Genomic DNA, 14,971 nt, shown 5'->3' on the forward strand with positions numbered 1-14,971 from the left:
TTATCCCTTCTTTCTGCCTGGTTTCTTCTTTTTAGCTACTGCTTTATAAAAAGGCTTCTTGCCTTTTTTCTTTTTCTTCTCTTTGCCAGATTTCGGACGATCAGAATTTTTACCGTAGTTCTTTTCAGAATTTTTGTTATTCTTGCGTCCACCAGTTGGTTTGCGTCTTTGATTGCGACGATTACCTCCTGGCACTTCCAATGCAGGTATCTCTTCTGCTTCCAGCAGTTCAAAGTCAATTTCTCGTGTTTCGGGATCAGATTTTGTCACTTTTACTCGAACCTTTTGACCAATCTTGAAGGTTTGACGTGTGCGCTCACCTACTAATGCTAACTGATTTTCAATGAAGTGGAAATAGTCTTGTTTTAATTCGTTTAAGTGAATCATGCCTTCGACTGTATTCGGCAACTCAATAAAAATTCCGAACTTCGTTACAGAACTGATGATGCCGTCAAATTCTTCCCCGACTTTGTCCGCCATGTACTCCGCTTTCTTCATACTGTCAACTTCACGTTCAGCTTCCACTGCACGTCGTTCCATCTTAGAGCTGTGATCAGCGATCTCAGGCAAACTTTCCGCCCATTTTTCTTTCGTTGCATCGCTTTGATCCTGACTATAGGTCCGAATCAAGCGATGGACGATCAAATCGGGATAGCGACGAATCGGTGATGTGAAGTGTGTGTAATATTCCGCGGCTAATCCATAATGTCCATAGTTGTCTTCAGAGTAACGAGCCTGCTGCATACTCCGAAGCAACATCGTGTTGATTACTGCTGCCTCAGGTTTATCCTCCACATCGTGAATCACCTGTTGTAAGTCCTTCGGTGTGATGGTATTCTTGGTCCCTTTGACTAAAATGCCCAACGCTGCTGCAAAATCAAAGAAGCGCTGCATTTTTTCTTCCTTCGGTTGTTCATGGATTCGATAGATGAATGGTAATTTCAAACGATTGAAATGTTCAGCCACGGTTTCATTCGCCGCTAACATGAATGATTCAATCAACCGTTCACCAACGCCGCGTTCCCGAAGTTCAATATCCATCGGATGGCCTTCCGGATCAACGATAATTTTGGCTTCACGATCTTCAAAATTGATCGCTCCGCGGCGATTACGACGTGTCTCAAGAATTTGATGTAATTCTTTCATTAAGTGGAACATTGGGACTAAATCATGATAACGTTCGATTGTTTCTGCTTTTCCCTCTTCCAAAATTTCATTCACAGCGCTGTAAGTCATCCGTTCGCTTGTCTGGATAACACTTTGAAAAATTTCATGATGCAAAATCGTTCCACTTGGATCGATCTCCATTTCACAGCTCATTGTCAAGCGCGGCACTTGTGGATTTAAGGAACAAATTCCGTTTGATAATCGTTGCGGAATCATCGGAATCACCCGATCTGTTAAATAAACACTTGTCCCTCGCTCAAACGCTTCTTTGTTTAATACACTCTCTTCCGTGACATAATAAGAAACATCCGCAATATGCACGCCTAAGAAATAATTGCCATTATCCAGCTTGCGAACCGTTACTGCGTCATCTAAATCTTTGGCATCAGCACCATCGATGGTAACAATCTGTTGGTCACGTAAATCACGTCGACCAACCAAATCGGATTCCGCGATTTTGTCAGGTACTTGTTCAGAGGCTGCCTGAACCTCATCTGGAAATTGCGTGGGGATACCTTGAGCAATCACGATCGATAAAATATCCATACCGGGATCATTTTTATGTCCCACTACTTTAGTTACCATACCTTCCAAACTCGTAGCGTAGCCCTTTTCCGGATAATGTGTGATCTCTACGATGACAATGCTGCCATCAACAGGCTGAATTCCTTCTGCTGCAATAAAGATTTTAAATTGCGCGCTCTTCTTATCTTTCGGTGTCACATAGCCGAATAAATCGGATTCCGCAATCTCATCAACATCAAAGGCGGTGAATTCACCGACGATTTGTTGGATCTTTCGTTCCTTGATAGAAACGACTCGACCTTCCGCCCCACGATCAGAAAAAAGATCTGCTGTCTTTTGAATATCGATCATGACGATGTCACCGTCCATCGCGAAGTTTGTCGCTTCTTTTGGAATAAAGATATCCGGTTCTTCTGGGTCAATCGTTACAAAACCAAATCCCCGTTCATTACGGCGAAAGATTCCTTCGATTTCGATTGGTTGGAATGGCAATTTGATTTTGCCTTTTTTGTTAAACTCCACTGATTTTTCTCGTTCCATCTGTGCCACGGTTTGGACCAAAAGTTTGAAGTCATCACTCTTACGCATATCTAAAACTTCTGCCAACTCTTCCATTGAAAGGCTTTTTTTGTTGGCTGCTTTCAATCCAGCCAGTATTTCTTCTTTAATTGTTTTTCTCTCCATTATTTTCTCTCCAGCCAAGACCGGCTAAAAAATCTGCCACGTCTTGTTCTAATTGTCTTCGTTCCGGTCCCACCGTGATTACGTGTCCACTTTTTGGGTACCAGTTCAAGGTAAAGGATGTCTGCTGCAAATGGGCTGCCGTTTGGAAGACACCCTCTGCTTCGATCATTTCATCTTGTCCCGCCTGTGCCATGAAAAAGGGGCAGTCGATTTTATCCAAATCGTTATAAGCGATCTGAGCTAGCTTTTCTATCGTTGCCAGTTGTTTTTCTACCAAAGGGCGATAACTTTCGATTTTTTCTTCCGTTGCCTCCATGCCGTTCCGTTCCAAAACTTGTTTAGCATATAATAGGAAGTTTTTCGTCACATTGGTTTTTACTGGTGCGATCGGTGAACAGAAAAAGCCACCACCAATAAAACTCTCTGGCATCGCACTTAACAGGCGTGTCGCAAAGGTACCTCCCATCGATAGACCTAAAACAGCAATATCCTGATAGCCCTTATCCTGTAAAAACGCTACGGCTTGCTGACTATCCTGCCACCATTGTTCAGAGGATTCTTCTAAGATGTCCAGTGGTTCCGCTGTCCCATGACCGGTAAAAAGAGGCGCGTAAATCGTATAATCAAGTTTTTCTAAAGAGCGTGCCAGCATCCGTACATCATTTGGGCTTCCAGAATAAGCATGCAGTAATAAAACCGCTCGTCTCCCATGAGGTAAAAACAGCGATTCAGGCATTTGGACCATGATCTTTCACTCCTAAACATTTTCTTTCATTTTCCTTCTAATATTAACAAAATCGTCCTATCTACTCTATCTTCAAGTGTACTTGATTTAGTGTAAATACAAAATAAAAAAGACCTCTCAAGTGAGAGGCCGGTTTTTATTTGCTTGATAAAAACATTAATACGAAGAGCAAAATCATCCAAATCGCACCTAAAACGGCGGTTGATCGTTGCATCACAGCTTCAAAGCCGCGTGCTTTTTGCTTTCCGAACAATTGATCTGCGCCGCCAGTAAAAGCACTTGCAGCACTATTTTGTTTGCTAGGTTGCATCATGATCGTAATGACGATGATCACCGATAAAACTAAGATAACGCCCAAAATAAAATTATACAAAAGCTGACCCTCCTTATTTCCAAACTACCTCATTTTTTACTTTAGCACAATTGAAGTCGTTTGACTAGGGAAGTTCCAAACTTATTTTCTTAAAACATCTGCATATTCTGATTTTTCCTCAAACTCTTTTTTAGCGAATGGGCAAAGCGGAATAATCTTTTTCCCTTCATTACGAGCTTTTTCTACACCAGCAGCGACCAATTTTTCTGCTAAGCCTTGACCGCGATAAGTTGGATCAACAAAGGTGTGGTCAATAATCATGATTTCTGGACCCGCATTCGACCAAGTCATTTCTCCAGCCTCTTCATTTGCATCATTTAATAAGACAAAACGTTCTTTTTCTTCTTTGATTTCCATTATGATTCTCCTGTTCGTTAAAATTTATTTACTTTTTGATGATATATTTCAAGGCGCCGCTTGGGCATGTATCCACGACATAGCTGGCATTTTCAACGCTGCCATTATCAGGGATGATCCACGGTCTGCGACCCACCTCAAAAATTTCTGGATTTCCTCTTACACAATTTCCAATGTGTGCGCAAATATCTTTGTTGTAATAAATATCAACGCCCTCACCATGATATTTGCGATAACCTTGGGCCACTAATTCTTCTTCGTTAACCGGCTCTTGATCAAATTTACTTCCGTCCATTTTCTATCACTTCCTTTAACTAAGATTATAATGGGAATCAAGAAAAAATTACACTAAAGCGTCTTATTAGGTTAATAATCCCATTAGCGTTTGCATGGCTTGATGAGCATCCGCTTGGTCTGGAAAGGCTAAGATAAAGCATCGCCCACCTACTGTTTCTATCACTAATTCAAATACTCCGGCTTGTTGGCGGATCGAAAATGGTTTTAAGCTGTCCGCCGTGTAATACACATTTCTCGGTGCTTTGGTTAATTCATCTTCCTCCAGCACATGTAAGCCACGATTAGAAAAAATCAAAAAGTGTTCTCCCTGATCTTCGTATATTGCCAATTGATTTAAGCCATCCTCTGGAAATAGCGCTCTTAACTGAGCCTGCAGCAATAAAAAACTAGTCTCCTTCATGTGCCGCTCCCTTTGCTTGAATACGAGGAATCTCATTTTTTAGATAGGCTTGTCCTAACTCATAATAATGCTGGGCATTTCCTCGATTTTTTTCGATTTCTTCTGGTGTCAATGGACGAATCACACGAGCTGGGGAACCAAAAGCTAACGAGTTGGCAGGAATAATTGTCCCCTCTGTCACCAGCGAACCAGCACCGATCAAGCTATTTTCTCCGATTTCCGCATGATTCAAAACGGTTGTTCCCATACCGATCAACGCACCTGAATGGATAGTGCAGCCATGGATAATGCAAGCATGACCAATCGTCACATAATCTTCAACCACGGTTGGTGCATCATGATCTACGTGAACGATCGTCCCATCCTGAACATTTGTCATTTTCCCAATCGAGATCGTATTGCTATCTCCTCGTAAAACACTTTGAAACCAAATCGTTGAGCCTTCGCCCAATGCGACATCACCATAGACGTCCGCGCTATCTGCAATAAAATTTGCCATCTTCTATACCTCACTAAAATCTGCTATTTTGATAGTATCTCATTTTAAACTCTCACCTATGAGTATAGCATTTATCGAGTGTCTCTTCCTTATTAGCTTGTTCCGATTGAATAAAATCATTTTTCATATGCTTACAATTCTGCGAGGCAGTTTTTTTCTGTACCCTTATGATCAGTCTCCTTGCAGAATACAAATCAAAAAAAGTGATACTCAAAAAGGCAGCACTAGCTAGTGCCGCCTTAAATCCTTTATTCCGCTTCTTCCATAAATTGACTATTGTATAGCTGTTCGTAGAATCCGCCTTGCGCTAATAATTCATTGTGAGTACCATGTTCGATGATTTGCCCGTTTTTCATAACTAAGATATGATCGGCGTCACGAATCGTAGATAAACGGTGGGCAATCACGAAGCTGGTGCGTCCTTCCATGACACGATCCATCGCCTTTTGAATCAGACCTTCTAGCCGTGTATCTACCGAACTAGTGGCTTCATCTAAAATCAGGATCTTAGGATCGGAAATAATTGCCCGGGCAATCGTCAGTAACTGCTTCTGACCGAGAGAAACATTGTCGCCTTCAGAATTGATCTCCATCTCATAACCACCCGGCATTGTTCGAATAAAGTGGTCGACATTCGCAGTCTTCGCGGCATCAACAACTTCATAATCGGTTGCGTCTAAACGTCCAAAGCGGATATTATCGCCGATCGTCCCTTCGTACAACCATGCATCCTGTAAAACCATACCAAACAAAGAGCGGACATCCGAACGATTCATTTCTTGGGTATTTACTCCATCGATCAAAATTCTGCCACTATTAATATCATAAAAGCGCATCAATAAATTGATCAAGGTTGTTTTACCAGCGCCCGTAGGACCAACGATCGCCACGGTTTCCCCAGCCTTGACTTCAAAGCTTAAATCCTCGATCAATGGTTTCTTTGGATCATAACTGAATTGAACATGATCAAAGACCACATTTCCCTGTACTGGTTCTGGTAATGGCAGATCCTTTTCATTTAATACTTCTTCGGGTTCATCCAAGATTTCAAACACCCGTTTAGCAGATGCTGAAGCACTTTGGATCATTGAGGACAACTGAGTGATTTCTCCCATTGGCTGACTAACTTGCCAAATATATTGAATGAAGGCCTGCAGCTGACCGACCAAAATCACACCATGAATCACGTTCCAGCTACCTAAGATTGCCATCGCAATGTATGTTGCGTAAGCAGTCAACTGAACCAACGGCTGCATCAAGCTTGAAACAAACGCTGCCCGAAAGCCAAAACGACGCAATTCGTGATTAACCGCGCTGAAGCCGGCTAATGTTTCTTTTTCTCGTCCGTACAGCTTCAGAACACTGAAGCCCGTCATATTTTCTTGTACATACCCGTTCAATTCTCCCAGTGAGTTCTGCATTCCCTGGAAATCCTTTTGCGAAACTTGGACGATTTTTCGCGTGATGATAATTGATAGTGGAATCATGATCATTGATATCAAAGCCATCATTGGATTGATATAGAACATCATCGCGACTGCTAATAAAATCCCTAAAACCGCATTGATTGATTTGATGATCGCCTGCTGCATCGCATTGCTGACTGCATCCACGTCATTCGTCACACGAGACAAAATATTTCCCTGTTGATTGCGGTCAAAATACGATACCGGCAAACGATTAATTTTGGCTTCAATATCCTCCCGCAAATCTCGCATCGCTGATTGTACAACGTTAGCCATCAACCAGCCTGTTCCGAGCTGGGTGCCGCAATAAGCAATGCCGACAATCACGATCACAATCAACCACTTGAAAACATAGTCGAAATTGATTCCTTCACCTTGTGCGATATTTTTACTGACTTCCGTAGTTGGCAGACCTGTTAGATAAGGCATCCATGTTCCTAAAACTAAGGTTGCCACCGCGAGTATCAGCACAATAATAAAAGATTTTTTGTATGGATTAATATAATGCATTAAACGTTTTAAAGAAGAAATGCTTTTTCTCATGCCAATTCCTCCTTCGATAATTGCGAAGCAGCAATATCGTAATAAATCGGACATTTTTCCAACAGCTCATGGTGCGTTCCGATACCCACGACGTCTCCTTCATTTAAAACAACGATTTTATCCGCGTGCATAATCGTTCCTACTCGCTGAGCGACGATCAGCACGGCAGATTCAGTTGTTTCTTTCTTCAACCGAGCTCGCAGCTTCGCATCTGTTTGATAGTCCAATGCAGAAAAGCTGTCATCAAAAATATAAATCTCTGGACGACGAATTACCGCCCGGGCAATCGCCAATCGTTGCTTCTGTCCACCAGAGAAGTTACTTCCGCCCTCTGCTAATTCTTCCTGATAGCCATTCGGCTTTTGCGAGATAAATTCTGCAGCCTGTGCAATTTCAGCCGCCTGCTCCATCTCAGCCTGTGTGGCATCCTTTTTCCCGTAGCGCAAATTTTCCTCGATTGTACCTGTAAAAAGTTGAGCCTTTTGCGGGATATATCCGATTTTTTCTCGCAGATCCTTTAAGCGATAGTCTCGCACATCAAGTCCGTCGACCAAAACCTGTCCTTCTGTCACATCATAGAAGCGAGGAATCAATTGGATCAACGTTGATTTTCCCGAACCCGTACTCCCGATAAATGCCACCGTTTCACCAGGCTTTGCTGTAAAGCTGACATTGCGAATTACTGGGCTTTCTGAATGACCGGGATAAGCAAAGGTCACATTCCGAAATTCCAATGAACTTTTTTCCGTTGGTACTGCTTTTTTTTCAGGATTATCCTTGATTAATGGATCCATATCAAATACCTCTTGAATCCGTTCCGCTGAAACATTCGCCCGCGGATACATCATAAAGACTGTCGCAAACAACATGAAAGAAAACAGCGCATGGAAGATATACTCAATGAAGGCGATCAACGTTCCGACTTCCAGAGATCCCTGATCAATCTGAATGGTCCCGTTCCAAATGATCAGGACCATGACAATATTAAATAGAAAGAAAAAGCCCGGCTGTGCAACGGCCATCAAATGAAATAGACTTTTCGAACTATTCGTATAAGCGTCGTTCACTACACGAAACCGCAGCTCTTCAAACTTCTCATTAACAAAGGCACGAATCACACGCAAGCCTGAAAGATTTTCTCGTAAGATCCCATTGATATCATCCAAATTGTTTTGCTGTTTGGTAGATAGTGGTTCTGAATATTTTGCGATTAAGATAACCGCTAATAATAATATCGGCAATGCTAACAAAACATACATTCCTAAACCAGGACTAGTTCGTATAATCAGATATAAACTCATCCCAAACATCATTGGGGTCATAAAGCCTGTAGTCAAGATATTTTGCATAAACAGCATAATTTGATAGGCATCATTTGTTGCTCTGGTAATCAGTGATGGGACACCGATCTGTTCATACTCCGAATGAGAAAAAGTTTGAACCTTTTCAAAAAGATCATCGCGAATCGCCGCGACCATTCGAGAGGTAATTTGAGAACTGAAGTAACGCAATGAAATACTCATAATGATCCCAACCACAGTGATCGCAATCATTAAGATCCCCATCTTCTGCACATAAGTGAAATCGTTATTTCCAATCCCCTTGTCAATCATCATCGCCAAAATCGTTGGCAGCCCCAACTCAATCAAGATAAATCCAAAAACACTGATGAAATCAAACAATAATAGCTTTTTGTAACGCAATGTATACCGCAACATCAACTTCATTTTCTCGCCTCTCTCTATACCGTAATGACTCCAATATAGCATAAATTATTTACTTCTGCCTGCTTCCTAATTTGTTTTTTTATTTTTGTTTTTTAGACTTTCAGAAATTTTCTAAGGAATCCTCATTTCACTTCCTAGTTTCTATACTTCTTATTTATTCTGTGATAAACTACAGGTAATTGTTGTAAGAACAACCCAAAGAACGGTGAAATTGTTTTTTCAAGCAAGAAGCAAAGACGAGGCTTCTTCTCAACGCTTTCGCACAGGCTAAGACGTTGAGTATAAAAAAATAGGCGGCAGCAGCCCCTCATTTTGTCGTGGAAAAAATTGCTATAAAGCAAATAAAGGAGATAGATTCATGATTTACAAAGTTTATTATCAAGAAACCAAAGAACGGAACCCAAAACGTGAGCAAACACAATCATTGTATGTGGAAGCAGAGAATGAAGAAATGGTTCACAACCTATTACGCGAGAACACCCCATATAACGTGGAATACATCCAACTTTTAGAAGGCAATCATTTAGAATATGAAAAAGAAAATGCCGACTTCAAGTTAATGGAGTTCTAGCATGAAACTTTCGCTAAAAAACAATGAAACTGGTGTCTTTGCCATTGGTGGATTGGGCGAAATCGGAAAAAATATGTATGGGGTTCAATTCCAAGACGAGATCATCATCATTGATGCCGGAATAAAATTTCCGGAAGATGATCTTTTAGGTATTGATTATGTCATTCCCGATTTTAGTTATGTTGTCCAAAACATCAACAAAGTCAAAGCGTTAGTCATCACACACGGACACGAAGATCATATCGGCGGTGTCCCTTACTTACTGAAACAAGCCAATATCCCAGTTTATGCAGGAGCTTTAGCATTAGCCCTGATCAAAAACAAATTGGATGAGCACGGTTTATTGCGGGATGCAGAGCTGCACGAGATTGATGAAGACTCGGTCATTCGTTTCCGCAAAACATCCGTTAGCTTTTTCCGTACCACTCACAGTATTCCCGATCCATTAGGTGTTGTCGTTAAAACTCCTTCTGGCAACATCGTGGAAACTGGCGACTTCAAATTCGACTTTACTCCTGTTGGTCAGCCAGCGAACTTACACCGGATGGCTAAACTTGGTGAAGAAGGCGTGCTGTGTTTACTTTCTGATAGTACCAACGCGGAAGTGCCGACATTCACTAAATCTGAGCAAACGATTGGCCAATCGATCTTGCGGATTGTTGAAAAAGTTGAAGGACGGATCATTTTCGCGACCTTCGCATCCAACATTTCTCGTTTGCAGCAAGCTGCTTCGGCCGCTGTTGCCACTGGACGGAAAATCGCGGTATTTGGACGTAGCATGGAGAATGCGATCGTCAACGGTCAAAAATTGGGCTACATCACTGTTCCAGATGGAACATTCGTAGATGCTCATGAAATCAACAATTTGCCTGCAAACGAATTGATGATTTTATGTACCGGATCACAGGGTGAACCAATGGCTGCCCTTTCTCGGATTGCGAATGGTACCCACCGTCAAATCCAAATTCAACCAGATGATACCGTGATCTTCTCAAGTTCGCCGATCCCTGGAAATACAACCAGTGTCAATCATCTGATCAACTTGCTCTCTGAAGCCGGTGCAGAAGTGATTCATGGGAAAGTCAATAACATCCACACTTCTGGACACGGAAGTCAACAGGAACAAAAGTTAATGCTGCGCTTGATGAAACCGAAATACTTTGTTCCGATCCATGGGGAATTTCGTATGTTGAAGATCCATACAGGTTTGGCACAAGATACCGGTGTTCCTGAAGAAAATTGCTTCATTATGGAAAATGGCGATATGCTTGCTTTAACCGCTGATAGTGCGCGCCGTGCTGGTCATTTTAATGCCAGCGACGTCTATGTCGACGGCAGTGGAATCGGCGATATCGGAAATGTCGTTTTGCGTGATCGCCGAATTCTTTCGGAAGAAGGCTTGGTCCTTTCTGTAGCAACTGTCGATATCGAGAAGAAAGAAATCCTAGCTGGTCCAGACATTTTATCTCGCGGATTTGTCTATATGCGTGAATCTGGTGAAATGATCAATGAAGGCCAACGGATTTTATTCCACGCATTGCGAGAAGCATTGAATGAAGCAGGCTGTACCGAAGCAAAACTAAAAAATGCAATGGTCGCCGCTCTGCAACCATTCCTCTTTGATCAAACGGAACGTCATCCAATGATCTTACCAATGATCATGACACCTGATAATTAAGCAAAACATCTATCTGATTCCTCAGATAGATGTTTTTTTGGATAAAATCCCTATTATTTTTGATTAATGAAAATAACTAGCGATTTTTTTGCAAAAAAAAATATTATTTTTCTGAAATTCTCAAAAAATCGATTGACAATTAATCCGTTTATTTGCACAATGAAGGTTAGTTAGAAATAAATAATAACTAACTTTAGTTATTTTATGATTTATTTAATCTAGAATAAAGGAAGATAAATTATGGTAAGAACACAACGCGTTCAACGAAGCCACATCATCGACGGCGCTTATCAGCTGATTATCAATGAAGGCTTCAAAAAATTTCATGCCCGTAATATCGCACAACACATCGCTTGCTCGACTCAACCGATCTATCGTGAATTTACCAATCTGGCTGAACTGAAGTCCGTTTTGACCAATCGGATCTTAGTGAAATACACTGATTTTTTAGAGGATCAGGAACCAAAAACGCTGCAAGCACTATCAACGGCGATCACAAATTACGCGATGGATTATCCAGATGAGTTTCATCGCTTTTTCCTTCAGGATTCTGACACAATTCAATTAGTCAAGCAAGTAACGAGAGAAAGCTTTGCCGCGATTCAATCTGAAAAGAACAAAGGGCTACTTTTTGATTTCTTTTGGCAATACTGCATCGGAAAAGCGGCTCTGGCTATTAATAATGCCAATCATACCGACAATTTGGAAGAAGATCGCTTTTTCCAATTATCAATGACGGACTGATCATCTGCGGAAAAAAACTGCTACACTTTGATTCCACTAAAAAAGCCTTAGAGAAAAATCTCTAAGGCTTTGTCATATTATTGCTTATTCACGTTAGCTGCTTGAGGTCCGCGATCGCTTTCTTCAACATCGAAAGTTACTGCTTGTCCTTCTTCTAATGTTTTGAAGCCGTCGCCTTGGATAGCTGAGAAGTGTACGAATACATCGCTGCCATCTTCACGAGTGATGAAGCCAAAACCTTTTTCTGCGTTAAACCATTTTACTGTTCCGTTTTCCATGAATAAAATCCTCCTCGTGCCTAAGCACTTATTAAGTATGTGTAACATTGCCAGCTTACGAAAAGGAAAACATATGTATACCAACTCGCAACTCAAACAAAATTACAATAATAGTTTACCACTGTAGTTATTCTATGCGCAAGGGTTTTCAATTGCTACTTTAAGTACTTTTCTTCACGTAAACTGAAATATTTGGTTTCTCCGACAATAATATGGTCTAATAACTCAATTCCCATCATCGCTCCGCACTCCCGAACACGCTCAGTAAAATCTAAATCATTTTGCGAAGGCGTCGGATTTCCCGATGGATGGTTATGCCCTAGGACCACTCGTGCTGCACTGATCCGCACCGCTTCCCGAAATATTTCACGTGGATGTGCGATCGATTGGTTCAATGATCCGATAAAGATTGTTTTTTGCAAAATGATTTCATTTTTAGTATTCAAGAAGAAGGCTACTAAATGCTCCTGTTGATAATCCTTCAATTCTGTGATCAGAAACTGTCCCAATGAAAGACTCGATTGGATTTTCCCCATCTTTGGCTGCAAAGCTCGATTGATCCGATACCCGAATTCCATCATCGCCTTTAATTCAATCGCCCTAGTCTCACCGATTCCTTTAAATTGCTGAAGCTCCTGTAATGTCGCGTGTTTTAAATCATACAATGCCGGGTATTCCCGTAAGATGCTGCCGGCCAGCTCCATGACATTTTGCTGTCGTGTTCCACTTCGCAAAATAATTGCCAATAATTCTTGATCTGATAAATGTTTTTCGCCTTCTCTTAGTAAGCGTTCCCGTGGCCATGAGCTTTCAGGCAGCTCCTGTAATAACAAACTTTTCTCCATAAAAAAACTCCTTTGCTGCTTTTATCTAAAGTACGCAAAGGAGTTGCTTTTTTATGCTTCTAAATAGTTGATCACTTCATGCAGAGAGGTGAAAACGGCTTCTGTCTTTTCCTTCAAATCTTCAGTCGGCGGTAAAATATCTGGTACCATTACTACTGGAACACCTGCCCCTTCAGCGGCTAGAATCCCATTTTTTGAATCCTCTAACACTAAACCATCCGCAGGATTAATTCCTAAACGATCCGCTGCAATCACAAAGATCTCTGGATCTGGTTTCGCAAATTTTACATCTTCAGCTGAAATAATATCAGAGAATTTGTCACGAATCCCCGCATGCTCTAATAAAATCTCAATCACAGGACGTACATTGCTGGAGGCTAATACCCGCGGAATATTATTATCCTCTAGATACGCTAACAGCTCATGAACTCCCGGTTTCAAGTCGACTTCGCCGGTTTTGAAGCGGTCGTGAGCCATGCCCCAGCTCTCGTCGATAAACTTTTGAACCGTCTCTTCACCATGATCCGCAAAGATCTTATGCATATCTGCCCAGACCTCTTCATCTGAGATACCAATGTATTTCGCATAAATCTCTTTAGTGAAAGGCAGATTGTATTTCTCCGCTACCACTAAATTTGCTTCACAATAAATTGATTCCGTGTCAAACAGCAAGCCGTCCATATCGAAAATGATTCCCTTAACTTTTTTCATCTGTACCTCCTAAGGTTAATAATAATTGACGTACTTCAGAAACGAAGTACAATGATCCCGTAATTAATAGTAAATCATCTGCCCCCATATCCTCCAACAGCTCTCCAAGACCAAATTGCCATAGAGAGACAACCTCAAAGCGGCTGTCTAAATGATCAAAGCGACTTAGATTCAGCGCCTTCGGATATTCAAAGGTTGTTAAGTAAATGTGCGCGTTGGGAATTTCTGATAGCATCGCTAACATCTTATCGACATCCTTCGTTTCCAACGCGGAAAAAAGAATCTTTATATTATAGTCGCGGAATTCACGTTTCATATTTTCTACTAAGCGTTTGATGGCGTGCCCGTTATGCGCTCCATCCATCACGATCAATGGTTCTTCGCTAATTTTTTCCATCCGAGCGGGCCATTGCGCTTTCGCTAATCCCTTCTGAATGGTTTTTTCTTCAAAAGGCAAGCCCTTTTGCTCACAGTATAGATGATATAATTCAATCGCAACTCCGGCATTTTCTACCTGATGACGGCCTAATAGCGGAACCTTCAATGAAGAGAGCTTCCCTGCTGAATCCGTAAAGCTGAACAATTCACCCCAATTTGCATCAGGGCGCAAATAATCTACTTGATACTCTTCGCCATAACGGTAGATTTTAGCTGTTTCAGCAGCCGCTTTCTCAACGATCTCGATTAGTGGTCCCTTGGTAATTTTTCCTGTAACTACAGGAGTATTTTGTTTTATAATTCCGGCCTTTTGCTGTGCAATTTCATTTAAGGTATCGCCTAAAACATCCATATGATCGTAGCCAATTGTTGTGATCGCAGTCAAGATTGGTTCGACCACATTGGTTGAATCCAGCAAGCCACCTAAACCAACTTCAACGATCGCAACGTCGACCTGCTCTGTTGCAAAATAATCCAGCATGATCGCCGTCAGAATCTCAAATTCTGTGATGCCGCTGATTTCTGGGTCTTGGTCAAGTTCGTCAACGATCGGCTGATATTTTTCTACGTAATGAATCAATTGACTGTCTGGGATCGGCTTTCCATCAATCGCGATTCGCTCGTTGAACTCTTCAACATAAGGAGATGTAAAACTGCCGACAGTAACACCCGCTTCGATTAAGATACTGCGTAAATAGGCAACCGTCGACCCTTTCCCATTTGTTCCGGCAATATGGATCACTGGAACTTTTTTTTCAGGATTCTGTACTTTATTCAATAAAGCTTGGATACGATCTAAACCTGGGCGTGACCCAAATTTTTTCCGACTATGGATCCAAGCGACTGCTTCTTTTATCGTCAACATTATTCGCCTCATTTATCTCATTTTTTGCATGCCTCTAGTATAGCAAAATTTCTCAAAG

The 14,971-nt window shown here is 41.5% G+C and carries 16 protein-coding genes; 3 read left to right on the forward strand and 13 right to left on the reverse strand.

What is annotated here, in order from left to right; genetic code table 11:
- The 9 genes from rnr to E6139_RS17245 form a co-directional block, all read right to left on the reverse strand.
- The gene (rnr, locus tag E6139_RS17205) at positions 1–2,376 is read right to left on the reverse strand and encodes a ribonuclease R (RefSeq protein ID WP_316404624.1); all 2,376 of its coding nucleotides are present in this window, start codon (positions 2,374–2,376) and stop codon (positions 1–3) included.
- The gene (locus tag E6139_RS17210) at positions 2,357–3,121 is read right to left on the reverse strand and encodes an alpha/beta hydrolase (RefSeq protein WP_316404625.1); all 765 of its coding nucleotides are present in this window, start codon (positions 3,119–3,121) and stop codon (positions 2,357–2,359) included. The genes rnr and E6139_RS17210 overlap by 20 nt, the downstream gene beginning before the upstream one ends.
- A gap of 136 nt (positions 3,122–3,257) precedes the next feature.
- Positions 3,258–3,494, reverse strand: coding sequence for a preprotein translocase subunit SecG (gene secG, locus E6139_RS17215; RefSeq protein ID WP_010746758.1), 237 nt, complete (start codon positions 3,492–3,494; stop codon positions 3,258–3,260).
- An 81-nt stretch (positions 3,495–3,575) separates the two neighbouring features.
- Positions 3,576–3,851: a GNAT family N-acetyltransferase gene (locus E6139_RS17220; protein ID WP_410470549.1), complete on the reverse strand. Its 276-nt coding sequence runs from the start codon at positions 3,849–3,851 to the stop codon at positions 3,576–3,578.
- Positions 3,852–3,879: 28 nt separating this feature from the next.
- On the reverse strand, positions 3,880–4,146 hold the full coding sequence (locus E6139_RS17225) for a (4Fe-4S)-binding protein (RefSeq protein ID WP_316404628.1): 267 nt from the start codon (positions 4,144–4,146) through the stop codon (positions 3,880–3,882).
- A 66-nt stretch (positions 4,147–4,212) separates the two neighbouring features.
- The gene (locus E6139_RS17230; protein WP_316404630.1) at positions 4,213–4,548 is read right to left on the reverse strand and encodes a hypothetical protein; all 336 of its coding nucleotides are present in this window, start codon (positions 4,546–4,548) and stop codon (positions 4,213–4,215) included.
- Positions 4,535–5,047, reverse strand: a complete 513-nt coding sequence (locus tag E6139_RS17235) for a gamma carbonic anhydrase family protein (RefSeq protein WP_316404632.1) — start codon at positions 5,045–5,047, stop codon at positions 4,535–4,537. The genes E6139_RS17230 and E6139_RS17235 overlap by 14 nt, the downstream gene beginning before the upstream one ends.
- A 248-nt stretch (positions 5,048–5,295) precedes the next feature.
- Positions 5,296–7,056 (reverse strand): ABC transporter ATP-binding protein, encoded by a 1,761-nt coding sequence (locus E6139_RS17240; protein WP_316404634.1) that lies wholly within the window; start codon positions 7,054–7,056, stop codon positions 5,296–5,298.
- Positions 7,053–8,783: an ABC transporter ATP-binding protein gene (locus E6139_RS17245; RefSeq protein ID WP_316404635.1), complete on the reverse strand. Its 1,731-nt coding sequence runs from the start codon at positions 8,781–8,783 to the stop codon at positions 7,053–7,055. The genes E6139_RS17240 and E6139_RS17245 overlap by 4 nt, the downstream gene beginning before the upstream one ends.
- A 358-nt stretch (positions 8,784–9,141) precedes the next feature.
- On the opposite strand from E6139_RS17245, the gene E6139_RS17250 reads away from it, so the two are divergent.
- From E6139_RS17250 to E6139_RS17260, 3 genes are all read left to right on the forward strand, one after another.
- Positions 9,142–9,354 (forward strand): DNA-directed RNA polymerase subunit epsilon, encoded by a 213-nt coding sequence (locus E6139_RS17250; RefSeq protein ID WP_010746765.1) that lies wholly within the window; start codon positions 9,142–9,144, stop codon positions 9,352–9,354.
- Position 9,355: 1 nt separating this feature from the next.
- Positions 9,356–11,032 carry a ribonuclease J1 gene (gene rnjA, locus E6139_RS17255; protein ID WP_316404637.1) on the forward strand — a complete coding sequence of 559 codons (1,677 nt, stop codon included), beginning with the start codon at positions 9,356–9,358 and terminating at the stop codon, positions 11,030–11,032.
- Between the two features lie 240 nt (positions 11,033–11,272).
- Positions 11,273–11,776: a TetR/AcrR family transcriptional regulator gene (locus E6139_RS17260; RefSeq protein ID WP_316404639.1), complete on the forward strand. Its 504-nt coding sequence runs from the start codon at positions 11,273–11,275 to the stop codon at positions 11,774–11,776.
- 77 nt (positions 11,777–11,853) lie between these two features.
- Here E6139_RS17260 and E6139_RS17265 read toward each other — a convergent pair whose 3' ends face one another.
- From E6139_RS17265 to E6139_RS17280, 4 genes are all read right to left on the reverse strand, one after another.
- Entirely contained in the window at positions 11,854–12,054 is a 201-nt protein-coding gene (locus E6139_RS17265) for a cold-shock protein (protein WP_010781607.1), read from the reverse strand.
- A gap of 155 nt (positions 12,055–12,209) precedes the next feature.
- On the reverse strand, positions 12,210–12,899 hold the full coding sequence (gene radC / locus E6139_RS17270; RefSeq protein WP_316404641.1) for a RadC family protein: 690 nt from the start codon (positions 12,897–12,899) through the stop codon (positions 12,210–12,212).
- Between the two features lie 51 nt (positions 12,900–12,950).
- Positions 12,951–13,610, reverse strand: coding sequence for an HAD family phosphatase (locus E6139_RS17275; RefSeq protein ID WP_316404643.1), 660 nt, complete (start codon positions 13,608–13,610; stop codon positions 12,951–12,953).
- Entirely contained in the window at positions 13,597–14,925 is a 1,329-nt protein-coding gene (locus tag E6139_RS17280; RefSeq protein ID WP_316404644.1) for a folylpolyglutamate synthase/dihydrofolate synthase family protein, read from the reverse strand. Before E6139_RS17280 ends, E6139_RS17275 begins: the two co-directional genes overlap by 14 nt.
- Between the last annotated feature and the right edge of the window lie 46 nt (positions 14,926–14,971).

It is taken from the genome of Enterococcus sp., assembly GCF_032555305.1.
In the GTDB taxonomy this organism is placed as follows: domain Bacteria; phylum Bacillota; class Bacilli; order Lactobacillales; family Enterococcaceae; genus Enterococcus_A.

What these genes read in the sequence shown, in the direction of transcription:
- E6139_RS17265 (WP_010781607.1), bottom strand. Translation starts at nt 12,054, where the DNA reads ATGGAAAACGGAACAGTAAAATGGTTTAACGCAGAAAAAGGTTTTGGC.
- E6139_RS17250 (WP_010746765.1), top strand. Translation starts at nt 9,142, where the DNA reads ATGATTTACAAAGTTTATTATCAAGAAACCAAAGAACGGAACCCAAAA.
- E6139_RS17230 (WP_316404630.1), bottom strand. Translation starts at nt 4,548, where the DNA reads ATGAAGGAGACTAGTTTTTTATTGCTGCAGGCTCAGTTAAGAGCGCTA.
- rnjA (WP_316404637.1), top strand. Translation starts at nt 9,356, where the DNA reads ATGAAACTTTCGCTAAAAAACAATGAAACTGGTGTCTTTGCCATTGGT.
- E6139_RS17210 (WP_316404625.1), bottom strand. Translation starts at nt 3,121, where the DNA reads ATGGTCCAAATGCCTGAATCGCTGTTTTTACCTCATGGGAGACGAGCG.
- E6139_RS17245 (WP_316404635.1), bottom strand. Translation starts at nt 8,783, where the DNA reads ATGAAGTTGATGTTGCGGTATACATTGCGTTACAAAAAGCTATTATTG.
- radC (WP_316404641.1), bottom strand. Translation starts at nt 12,899, where the DNA reads ATGGAGAAAAGTTTGTTATTACAGGAGCTGCCTGAAAGCTCATGGCCA.
- E6139_RS17225 (WP_316404628.1), bottom strand. Translation starts at nt 4,146, where the DNA reads ATGGACGGAAGTAAATTTGATCAAGAGCCGGTTAACGAAGAAGAATTA.
- rnr (WP_316404624.1), bottom strand. Translation starts at nt 2,376, where the DNA reads ATGGAGAGAAAAACAATTAAAGAAGAAATACTGGCTGGATTGAAAGCA.
- E6139_RS17235 (WP_316404632.1), bottom strand. Translation starts at nt 5,047, where the DNA reads ATGGCAAATTTTATTGCAGATAGCGCGGACGTCTATGGTGATGTCGCA.
- E6139_RS17220 (WP_410470549.1), bottom strand. Translation starts at nt 3,851, where the DNA reads ATGGAAATCAAAGAAGAAAAAGAACGTTTTGTCTTATTAAATGATGCA.
- E6139_RS17240 (WP_316404634.1), bottom strand. Translation starts at nt 7,056, where the DNA reads ATGAGAAAAAGCATTTCTTCTTTAAAACGTTTAATGCATTATATTAAT.
- E6139_RS17260 (WP_316404639.1), top strand. Translation starts at nt 11,273, where the DNA reads ATGGTAAGAACACAACGCGTTCAACGAAGCCACATCATCGACGGCGCT.
- E6139_RS17280 (WP_316404644.1), bottom strand. Translation starts at nt 14,925, where the DNA reads ATGAGGCGAATAATGTTGACGATAAAAGAAGCAGTCGCTTGGATCCAT.
- E6139_RS17275 (WP_316404643.1), bottom strand. Translation starts at nt 13,610, where the DNA reads ATGAAAAAAGTTAAGGGAATCATTTTCGATATGGACGGCTTGCTGTTT.